This is a genomic window from Actinopolyspora lacussalsi, from assembly GCA_030803735.1.
GTDB classification, from domain to species: domain Bacteria; phylum Actinomycetota; class Actinomycetes; order Mycobacteriales; family Pseudonocardiaceae; genus Actinopolyspora; species Actinopolyspora lacussalsi.
The window spans coordinates 1,851,707-1,862,452 of sequence record JAURUC010000001.1; the positions used below are offsets into that span (position 1 = coordinate 1,851,707).

Consider the following 10,746-nt stretch of genomic DNA (forward strand, 5'->3'; position numbering starts at 1 on the left):
CGTGTCACCTCATCTGATCCACCACGGTAGGCCGACGCGGTGCCGCTCGCAGATCGCGGCAAAACGTCGTGATTCACGGTGGCAGGTAATACCGGTTCGAGCAATGACCGGCATGGAGTAACCAAAACCGGCTTGCCTTTCTCTACAGTGTGAAATCTATGGCACTTACGAGGGAATTAAACGGCATGGGCTTGCCATCCAGACATCTGGTGTCCAACCGACTGCGTGCGCTGCTCGTCTCGACCGTCGCGCTCGGACTGCTGGCCGCGAGCGGCTGCGCCTCCGGTGACTCCTCGAGAGCTTCGTCCGGGACGGACGCCGAAACCACCGCGTCCACACCGGCCGCGTCGTCGAGTGCGGCGCCCAGCTCGAAGCCGCCCCCGCCCGCCGAGGTGGGAGCCAACGAGCTGGGGAAGATCCCCATCCTGATGTATCACCGGATCACGCCCGACCCGAAGAGCGTCTACGACCGCACCCCCGAAGCGTTCCGGGCCGAGCTACGGCGGCTGGCCGAGGAGAACTACGTTCCGATCACCACGGCCGACTACGCCACGGGCCGGATCGACACACCTGCGGGCACCCATCCGGTCGTGCTGACCTTCGACGACGCCTCGACCAGCCAGTTCCGGCTCGACTCCTCGGGAGAACCCGCGGCGAACACCGCCGTGGCCATCATGCGCGAAGTGGCCGCACAGCACCCGGGTTTCCGAGCAACCGCCTCGTTCTACATCACCACTCCGCCCTTCGGCGGCAACGACGTCGCCCGGAGCCTGCGCTGGTTGCACGAACACGGTTTCGAGTTGGGCAACCACACGCTGGACCACCCCACGCTCTCCTCGGAGTCACCGTCCGAGGTGCGGCACCAGATCGCCGGACTGCGGCGGCGAATCACCGAGGCGACGCCCGACGCGGAGGTCAGCACCATCGCGTTACCGCACGGGGTACATCCCGACCGGGAAGAACTGGCCCGCTCCGGTGAGTCCGAAGGCGTCCGGTACGAGCACGACGCGGTGCTGCTGGTCGGCGCCAGGCCCGCCCCGGCACCGTTCACGCGGCGTTTCGACCCGCTCAACGTTCCCCGGATCCGCTCGCAGGGCGGCAGCGGTGACTCCGCGAAGTTCGGCTCGACGGTGTGGTTGGACAAACTCGCGGCCAACCCCTCCGCACGCTACACCTCCGACGGTGATCCCGACGTGATCTCCTACCCCTCGGACAGCTCCCGGAAACCGTCGAAGCGGTACGCCGAGCGCGCCGAGAGCTATCAACCACGCGAGTGAAGCGACCACGAACCAGCCCACCACCCGAGCACCGAAACCCCACGTCAGATCGGTTCGAGCGGATCCAACTGCACACGTACGGGGCCACTGCCCCCGCGTCCCCGCCTCACCTGCGCCTCGTACAGCGCGTCGGCCAGCAGCCTGCCGTGCGCGCGATCGACCCGCAGCAGGGCCCGCTCGCGTTCGGACTCCCCCTCCGCGTCGACCTCACCCAACGGCACCGGCCCCAGGACCTCGCCGCTGCCGGGCAGCTCGACACCGTCGAGCAGCTCGTTGACCGCTTCCGGAGAACCGCCCACGGAGGCCACCCGCTTGGCGGGCGGATAACCGAGTTCGGCGCGCCCGGCGAGTTCCCGTGCCGCGTACCAGGAAGGGTCCCAACGCACCAGGGCCTGCACCGGTGGTAGCTCGGATTCGGCCAATACCACCACACGTCCGCCGCTGTCCGAGGGACGTACCAGGGTCGCGGCGGCGAACCAACGGCGAAGTGCCTGTTCACCCGCTCGCAGCTCGGGACGGGACAGCATGGCTCGCGCGTCCAGCAGCAACGCCGCACCGTAGCCACCCGCCGCCACCGGCTCGACCCCGGGGGTGGCGACCACCAACGCGGGAGCCTCGGGAACACGATCCAGCACCTCGTTACCACCCGAGGTCCGCACGGTCACCCCACCGAAAGCCTTCCCCAGCTCCTCCGCGGTACGGGCCGCACCGATCACGATGGCGCGCAGCCGGTCGGTTCCGCAGTTCACACACCGAAAAGCGTGCTCGATCGCGCCGCACCAACGGCAGGAGGGCGGTCGCGCGGTATCGCCCGTCCCGACGGGAACCGCCAGCGGGCCGGCGCACTTCCGGCACGTGGCTCGTTCACCGCACCTGGCACAGCCCAGCGCGGGCATGTATCCCCGCCGCGGGACCTGCACCAGCACCGGGGTGCCGTTCCGCAACGCCTGCCTGGCCGCCTGGAAGGCGATCGAGGGAAGCCGCGCGGAACGGATGGTGGGGTCCCTGGCGAGTTGCGCGTCGTCCTCTCCGATGGCGGTCACCCGGGGCGCGGCGGAACGCACCTCGGTCCGCCCCGCTACTATCTCGCCCGCCCAGCCCGACTCGACCAGCATCTCCGCCTCCGCCGTGCGCGCGAAGCCGCCGATCAACAGCGCGGCCCCTGTCGAGTGGGCGCGATGGGTCAACACGTCCCGGACGTGCGGATAGGGCGCGGTCGGGTAGAGATGCTGGTCGTCGCCGTCGTCCCAGACGACCACCAGCCCCAACGGGGGCACCACCGGTGCGAACATCGCCGCGCGGGTGCCCACCACGATCCGCACGTCACCGCGCCGCACGGCCAGCCAGCGGCGGTAGCGCTCGGCCTGCCCCAGTTCGGAGGACAGCGAGACCACGCGCCGGTCACCCAGCAACGCGGCACAGGACTTCGTCAGCCGAGCCAGATCGCGGTGGTCGGGCACCACCAGGATCGCCGAGCGCCGTTCGGAAGCCGCCGCGGCGGCGAGTTCCGCCAGCCTGTTCGACCAGTCCTCATCGGGCAGTGACTGCCACACGGCACGAGCGGGTTTACCCTCCCGTACCGCCCGAAGGAACGCCGCGCCGTGACCGTACCGGGACCAGGCGGCACTGTCGGGCGGCGACGGTGACTCACTCGGCCTGGCCGCGACGGCTTCGTTCTCCACCCTGGCGTGTCGCGGTGGTACGGCCAACCGCGCCACGTCGTTCAGGGTGCCCGCGTAGCGACGGGCGACCGCGCGGACCAGTTCGAGCAGCTCCCCGACCAGCACCGGCTCGGACGAGACGACCCGCTGCAGCCAGGCCAACCTGCCCGCGTAGTCCGACTCGGCGACCCGTTCCAGCAGGAAACCGTCCAGCAACCGGCCGTTGAACCGCACGCGTACCCGGCAGCCCGGCACGGCGTCGGTGTCGAAACGACTCGGCACCAGGTAGTCGAACGGCCGATCGAGATGATGCGGCGACACGTCGACGAGCACCCGGGCGACCGGAAGTTCGACGGCGGGCCCGGTGGACCGATCACGGGATCCGGAACCGGAACCGCCCTTGGATCGGGCGCGTTCACCCCCGGTTGCCGACACGTCCACCTCCCGACACGCGCCCGTCGCGGGGCGCCGCTACCGACCGACAAGCCACTCTATCGGTTTTCGGCACGTGCTGTTCGGCACACACGGCGACGCTTCGGGCCGGCTACACCCGAACCTCGAGCACCGAACGAATCCCGCCACCGGAGCACTTCTAGTATTGACGGGCGAACGGTCGCGCCGGTTCGGACGTTTCGGTCGACGTCCGTGCGCCACCTCCCACGGTTCACCCCGCTGACGGGCCGAAAGGAAGCCGAGTGTTCCACGTCGTCTTCTACCATCCCGAGATTCCCGGAAACACCGGGAACGCGATCCGAATGGTCGCGGGCACGGGCAGCGCACTGCACCTGATCGAACCGCTGGGGTTCCGGGTCACCGACGCGGATCTGAAACGCGCCGGGCTGGACTATCACGACAAGGCGGTGCTGCGAGTGCATCCTGACCTGGAATCCGCGTGGGGGGCGATCCGACCGAGGAGGATCATCGCGTTCACCGTCCAGGCCGAGCGATCGTACGAGACGGTCGACTACCGTCCCGACGACGTGCTGCTGTTCGGCCCCGAATCGGTCGGTCTGCCCGAGGGGGTGCTGCCGTCCGAACCCGAGACGAGCCGGGTACGCATCCCGATGGTGCCGGGAATCCGCTCGATGAACCTGGCCAACTCGGCGGCCGTGGCGGTGTACGAAGCATGGCGGCAACAGGGCTTCGCCTAGGAAAGCAGGACTCCGTCGGGACGCCCGACGCGGGCACGGGTGGCGAAACCTCTCGATCGGGTTACTGGTCACGTGTACAGCATGGTCGCGGAGCCGGCCCGTGAGTCGGCGCCTCGCTCAAAGTCGCTTCCCGACGGCGGTCTCGGCGGCGGCGATTTCGCGAGAAATTGACGGTCCACGACGGCTGCGTGGCCGCAGCTCTGTCAATTTCCCACGAAATTGCCAGCAATTTCCCACGAAATCGCCGGGACACTTCGGCTCGGTGGCGAACCTCACCACCCCCGCGGGGCGAACCCCGACCACTTACGCAATCGGCACCGCCGCGGGTTCTCGCGTGCGACTCTCGTGAGGACGGCCCCGACGTTGTGTAGGTCGCTACCCGATGTCGGGGCACCCGCAGCGAGAGTCGTGCGCGAGGTTCCGCCACAGCAGCCCCAAGCCAAGAACCCCTGATTCCCGCGACGTGATTCGGCGATAACGCTGCGGAACTGGTGGGAGATCGGTTTCAATCGGGAACGATCTCCCACGAATGAGGAGCGTTATGAACGGAACAAGCGGACTCCGACGCGGACTGACCGCGGTGGGGCTGGCCGCTGTGGTGGCACTGCCGGGCAGTGTCACCGCAGTGGCGGCCACGGCCCTGATCAGCTCGCAGCACAAGGCCGCCGAGGTGAGTTCGGCGGAACTCCGGGAAAACCTCGAAGCCGTGCACGAGGCCGGTATGCCCGGTATCCAGGCGGCGGTTAGTAGGAAGGGGCGGAGCTGGACCGGGGCGGCGGGAGTGGCCGACACCCACACCGATCGCCCTTTGGAAGCCGGTTTCGGCCATCGGGTCGGCAGCGTCACGAAAACGTTCACCGCCACCGCAGTACTGCGGCAGGTCTCGGCGGGGCGAGTGGAGCTGGACGCCCCGATCGGGCGGTATCTGCCTAAACTCGTCCCGGGAGAGCGGGGTGAACGGATCACGGTTCGAATGCTGCTGAACCACACCAGCGGTATCACGGACTACTTTCCGGTGGTCTTCAGCTCACTCACCCGAGGGTCGCTGGCCGATCTGGAGCGGAACAGGTTTCGCTACCACAGCCCGGAGGAACTGATCACGGCCGGACTGGAGCAACCCGCCACCAACGAGCCGGGGCAGGGCTGGGCCTACTCCAACACGAACTACATCATCGCCGGTGAACTGCTGCGCGAGGTGACCGGACAATCGCCGGAGCGCTACATCACCCGCGAAATCATTCGCCCCCTCGGGCTGCGGGACACCTACTTTCCCCACCTCAACCCGTTCATCCCGGGACCGAACAGCAAGGCGTACGAAGCGCTGTACCACCAGCCGGAGCGTCGTGGCGAGTACAGCGTCTACAGCCCCACGGCGCTGCGTACGGCCGGAGCACTGATCTCGACGCCCACCGATCTGAACCGGTTCTACGACGCGCTGCTGGGTGGTGAACTGCTGGACGAGTCGGTGCTCGCGGAGATGCGTGAGACAGTGGCGGTTCCGAACAGTCCGACCCTGCGATACGGCCTGGGGCTGATGCGGTTCGAAACGCCCGCGTGCGCAACGTTGTGGGGCCACGAGGGCACGGTGCCGGGCATGTCCACACTGTCGCTGCACAGTGCGGACGGGAAACGACAGCTCAGCTACGGGCTGAACCTGACCAAGTACCAGCGGCTCGACGAGAACGGCCTGCCGCTGATCCATCCGATCGACCGACGGCTCGGCACGCTGCAGGTCAACGCCGTCTGCGGTGCGAGCGACACCACGAGCGCCGCTTCTCCCAGCGGTTCGGGAGTCGCGCTGCTCGCGGATCTTCACCGGCTGAACCGGTGACCGGAGCGAGTCGAGCGGGGATTCCTCCCGGCCGGGGTCGGTGAGGAGAGCACCGTTCCGGGTCGAGCGCTCACCGATCCGCCAACGAGCGGAGCGCTTCGGCCCGCTCGGTGCGTTCCCAGGGCAGGTCCACATCCGTACGCCCGAAGTGCCCGTAGGCCGCCGTCGGCGCGTAGATCGGCCGCAGCAGATCCAGATCACGGATGATCGCCGCCGGACGCAGATCGAACACCTCGTTGATCGCGGCCTGAATCTTGACCGGATCCACGTTCTCGGTGCCGAACGTCTCCACGAACAGCCCCACCGGAGCCGCCTTACCGATCGCGTACGCCGTCTGCACCTCGATCCGGTTCGCCAACCCCGCGGCCACCGCGTTCTTGGCCACCCACCGAGTGGCATAAGCCGCCGACCGGTCCACCTTCGACGGGTCCTTACCCGAGAACGCGCCACCACCGTGCCGCGCCATACCACCGTAGGTGTCCACAATGATCTTGCGGCCCGTCAGACCACAGTCACCCATCGGACCACCCGTGACGAACCGACCCGTCGGATTCACCAGCAACATGGTGTCCGAGGCCTCCAGCGCCAGTTCGGAAAGCTCGGGGCGGACCACGTACTCCCGTACGTCCGCGGCCACTCCCTCGCCCGGATCGACGCCTTCGGAATGCTGGGTCGAAACGACGACGGTGTCCAACCGGACCGGCTGGTCCCCGGCGTACTCGACCGTAACCTGGGTCTTGCCGTCGGGCCGCAGTTGGGGCAGCACGCCGTCGTGCCGAACCCGCGCCAGTCCCCTGGAGAGCCGATGCGCCAGGGCGATCGGCAGCGGCATCAGCTCCGGAGTCTCGTTCGAGGCGTAGCCGAACATGAGCCCCTGGTCACCGGCACCCTGCTGGGCGATCTCGTCGATGACACCATCGACACGGGACTCGTGCGCACTGTCGACACCCTGACCGATGTCCGGCGACTGCGCGTCGATCGAGACGTTGATGCCGCAGGAATCGCCGTCGAAGCCCTTGACCGAGTTGTCGTACCCGATCTCCAGGACCTTCTCCCGCACGATCGCGGGCAGATCCACATAAGCCTCGGTGGTGACCTCACCGGCCAGGTGCACCTGACCCGTGGTGATCATGGTCTCCATGGCCACACGCGAACGCGGGTCCTGCGCCAACATCGCGTCCAGGATCGCGTCACTGATCGAGTCGGCCATCTTGTCCGGGTGGCCCTCGGTCACGGACTCACTGCTGAACAATCGACGTTGGTCGGATCCCATCGACAAACCTCATCGCACCGCGCGGCTGGTGACGTCGGGCATCGGCCCGCGAGTTCAGGAGAGCACCCGCTCACGTGGCCGAGCGATCCGACGTCTCGGTACGAATTCTAGGCTCGGTGATCCGGGGCCGCAGCGAACTGCTCGGCAACGGCGTCCCACACCCTGGAGGCGAGCAACGTCTTGGAGCCGTGCGGCACGGGGTGATCCACGCCCGAGGAGGCCAGCAGCCATCCCGCGTTGTCCTCGACCTCGAAAGCACGACCGTCGCCGACCGCGTTGACCACCAGCAGGTCGCACTCCTTGCGCGCGAGCTTCTTGCGACCGTACTCCAGCACCGTGGTGTCCGGGTCTCCGGTTTCGGCCGCGAATCCGGCGATCACCCCGGCACGCAGCCGACCGCTCGATCGCTGCTCGACCAACTCCCGCAGCACGTCCGGATTACGCTCGAGACGGACCGATGGTGGTTCGCCCGCGTTCTTCTTGATCTTGTGCTCGGCACTCTCGGAGGGCCGGAAGTCGGCCACGGCCGCCGACATCACCACCGCGTCGGAGCCGTCGGCGACCTCGAGCAGCTCCGAGCGGAGCTCCTCGGCGGTGCCGACCCGTCGGAGTCGGACCCCGGCCGGGACCACGAGATCGGCCGTGTTCGCGGCGACCAGCGTGACATCGGCACCGCGATGCGCCGCGACTCGAGCCAGGGCGAACCCCTGTCTACCGCTGGAACGGTTGCCCAGGTAGCGCACCGGGTCCAGCGGTTCACGTGTCCCACCGGCCGAAACGACGACACGCCGCCCCTCGAGGTCACGGGGTAGCCCGGCGGGCTCGGCCAGCAGCAACCGCGCGAGATCGACGATCTCACCGGGATCGGGCAGGCGCCCCTTACCCGAATCGGACCCGGTCAGTCGCCCGCTGTCCGGTTCGGCGACCACGACTCCCCTGGAACGCAGCAGCTCGACGTTGTGCCGGGTCGCGGGATGTTCCCACATCTCGGTGTGCATGGCGGGAACCAACAGCACCGGACAGTGCGCGGTGAGCAGCGTCGAGGTGAGCAGATCGTCGGCGATCCCGCTGGCGGCCCGGGCGAGCAGGTCAGCGGTGGCGGGAGCGACCACCACCAGATCCGCCCGCTGACCCAGCCGCACGTGGGGCACCTCGGGCACGTCGTCGAACACGTCGGTCCGCGCCGGATGCCCGGACAGCGCCTCGAACGTGGCCGCTCCGACGAAGCGCAACGCGGCGGCGGTGGGAGTAACCCGAACGTCGTGCCCGCTCTCGGCCAGCCCGCGCAGGACTTCGCATGCCTTGTAGGCGGCGACGCCACCGCCCACCCCGAGAACGACGCGGGGCGCGTCACGCGCCCCCTGCTCGTCGCTCACGCGCCCTCGGAGTGCTGCAGCACACCCGCGTGGATCTCGCGGAGCGCGATGGACAGCGGCTTCTCCCTCGGACCCGGCTCGACCAGCGGCCCCACGTACTCCAGCAGCCCCTCGCCGAGTTGGGCGTAGTAGTCCTGGATCTGCCTGGCCCGCTTGGCGGCGAAGATGGCCAGCGCGTACTTGGAGCTGACGTTGTGCAGCAGATCGTCGATGGGCGGATCGGTGATTCCCTCGGCCGCGCCGCTGCTCGACTGGGACTGGATGTTGGCAGACTGGCCGCCGGGGAAGGCGGTCAGCGAGTTGGGGATGCTCACGTGTGTGGCTCCTGTGCTCTCCGACGGCGATCAAATTGGTCGGTCCGAGTCCCCACGGCCCGGCGCGCGGAACCGTATCGAACCACCGGACGGCACTCGAAGGGACCGCTCGAGTGAAACACTCCGCCCCGCGGCGTCGCCGAAGCGACCGGATCGCGCGACGTCTACCGATCGTTCGAGGGCAGCGGCTGCCCGGGAGGGGGACCGACTATCAATCGTACCAACTCGTCCACCGCTTTCCGCACATCGGCGTTGACCACGGTGGCATCGAACTCGGTACGGGCGGCCAGTTCGGCACGGGCCGTTTCCAGGCGCTGGCGCACCACCTCGGAGTCCTCGGTCATCCGCCCGGTGAGCCGATGAACCAGATCGTCCCAGGAGGGTGGCAGCAGCATCACCAGCCGCGCGTCGGGCATGCTCCGCCGCACCTGACGAGCGCCCTGCAGTTCGATCTCCAGCACGGCGGGACGACCGGCCGCGAGCGCACGCTCGACCGGCGCGCGGGGAGTACCGTAGTAGTTGCCCGCGTACCGGGCGTACTCCAACATCTCGCCCGCCGCGACCATGCGTTCGAACTCGGCACGGTCGACGAAGTGATAGTGGACCCCGTCGATCTCCCCGGAACGGGCCGGACGGGTTGTCACGGACACGCTGAAGTAGATGTCCGGTGCCTGGTTGCGCAGCTCGTCGAGCACGCTCGACTTGCCCACACCGGAAGGTCCGGATACGACGGTGAGCCGGGGCGTACCCATCGAGGCACGCCCCGGCAGCACGCCGTCGTCCGCGTCGATCACGCCCCGTTGAACTCGGCGAGCAACGCCTTGCGCTGACGCTCACCGAGACCACGAAGCCTGCGGCTGCTAGCGATCTCCAGCCGCTCCATGATCTGTTGCGCGCGGACCTTGCCCACGCCGGGAAGGGCCTCCAACAGCGCGGAGACCTTCATCTTTCCGAGGGTCTCGTCGTTGTCGGCACTGTCCAAGACCTCGGCCAGGCTGGTCCCACCGCGCTTGAGGCGCTCCTTGAGCTCAGCGCGGGCGCGACGGGCGGCAGCCGCCTTTTCGAGTGCCGCAGCCCGCTGCTCCTCGGTCAGCTGGGGAAGGGCCACCATGTCCTCCGTGATGTGGGTTTTCTTGATCGGTGCGGCGACGGTACCGACCCAGGTCAGCTCGCTACAACGCGGGTCCGCCTTTTTCGAGTCGGTTTCATCGGTTCTCCCGTCGCCCGGCCTGTCGGGTGGCTCGCCCACGACGCTGACGACCACCGGCCGTTGCAAGTACTACCAACAACGAGGCTGAAGTGCACTAACCCGGGGCAAAACTGGCCCCAACTGTTCGATTTCCGGGCGGTTGAGCGACGCTGAGCGATTCATCGCAGGTCAGTAACCGCGACGACGGGCAGTCGGCGGAGGCTCGCACGTGACCGCGAACACCGGAGAACGGGAACCGGCGCGGCGGCCTCGAACCACCGCCGGACGGCGGTGGGCCACCCCGTCCGTTCGAGCACCTCCCACCGAAGAGTGGCCGATATCACGCCTCGTGGCGACAGTTCGCGCGACCTGCGATCGAGCGAACGAGTGACATTCACCGCCGAACGGCGGGATCCACACCCCGGATACACCACCAGAGCGACAGCAGCGCCACGACCGCGAGCAGCACATAACAATCCCCGATCGAATGCCGCGCCGGCGTCCGGGCCAGTTCACGGCGTTGTCCGTGCGGCAGGAAGTGACAGGGAACCAGGACGAGTTCGGCACGGGCCGCGCCAACGCGCCCATGACCGACTGGTCGCTGTCGCCTCCGCCGAACAGGTAGACGAGACACAGCGCGCTCAGGACGAGCGGCAGCACCAACGAGGCGAGCA

9 protein-coding genes are annotated in these 10,746 nt (G+C 68.2%); 3 read left to right on the forward strand and 6 right to left on the reverse strand.

All coding sequences use genetic code 11. From position 1 onward, the window contains the following. Nucleotides 1-185: 185 nt before the first annotated feature. Entirely contained in the window at nt 186-1,277 is a 1,092-nt protein-coding gene (locus J2S53_RS08070; protein WP_456240474.1) for a polysaccharide deacetylase family protein, read from the forward strand. 44 nt (nt 1,278-1,321) lie between these two features. Here J2S53_RS08070 and J2S53_RS08075 read toward each other — a convergent pair whose 3' ends face one another. Next, entirely contained in the window at nt 1,322-3,373 is a 2,052-nt protein-coding gene (locus tag J2S53_RS08075; RefSeq protein WP_456240475.1) for a primosomal protein N', read from the reverse strand. A 260-nt stretch (nt 3,374-3,633) separates the two neighbouring features. Here J2S53_RS08075 and J2S53_RS08080 point away from each other — a divergent pair, with 260 nt between their 5' ends. Continuing rightward, entirely contained in the window at nt 3,634-4,089 is a 456-nt protein-coding gene (locus J2S53_RS08080; RefSeq protein WP_456240476.1) for a tRNA (cytidine(34)-2'-O)-methyltransferase, read from the forward strand. Nucleotides 4,090-4,630: 541 nt separating this feature from the next. Continuing rightward, entirely contained in the window at nt 4,631-5,920 is a 1,290-nt protein-coding gene (locus J2S53_RS08085) for a serine hydrolase domain-containing protein (RefSeq protein WP_456240477.1), read from the forward strand. A gap of 70 nt (nt 5,921-5,990) precedes the next feature. Here the strand turns inward: J2S53_RS08085 and metK are convergent, their stop codons facing one another. The 5 genes from metK to mihF form a co-directional block, all read right to left on the reverse strand. Next, complete coding sequence (gene metK / locus J2S53_RS08090) at nt 5,991-7,193, reverse strand: methionine adenosyltransferase (RefSeq protein WP_456240478.1); 1,203 nt, start codon at nt 7,191-7,193, stop codon at nt 5,991-5,993. A 107-nt stretch (nt 7,194-7,300) separates the two neighbouring features. Then, nucleotides 7,301-8,569, reverse strand: coding sequence for a bifunctional phosphopantothenoylcysteine decarboxylase/phosphopantothenate--cysteine ligase CoaBC (gene coaBC / locus J2S53_RS08095; protein ID WP_456240479.1), 1,269 nt, complete (start codon nt 8,567-8,569; stop codon nt 7,301-7,303). Then, on the reverse strand, nt 8,566-8,832 hold the full coding sequence (gene rpoZ / locus J2S53_RS08100; protein WP_342752576.1) for a DNA-directed RNA polymerase subunit omega: 267 nt from the start codon (nt 8,830-8,832) through the stop codon (nt 8,566-8,568). The genes coaBC and rpoZ overlap by 4 nt, the downstream gene beginning before the upstream one ends. A gap of 215 nt (nt 8,833-9,047) precedes the next feature. Then, nucleotides 9,048-9,635 (reverse strand): guanylate kinase, encoded by a 588-nt coding sequence (gmk, locus tag J2S53_RS08105; protein WP_092981539.1) that lies wholly within the window; start codon nt 9,633-9,635, stop codon nt 9,048-9,050. Nucleotides 9,636-9,673: 38 nt separating this feature from the next. After that, complete coding sequence (gene mihF, locus J2S53_RS08110; RefSeq protein ID WP_092628730.1) at nt 9,674-9,991, reverse strand: integration host factor, actinobacterial type; 318 nt, start codon at nt 9,989-9,991, stop codon at nt 9,674-9,676. Between the last annotated feature and the right edge of the window lie 755 nt (nt 9,992-10,746).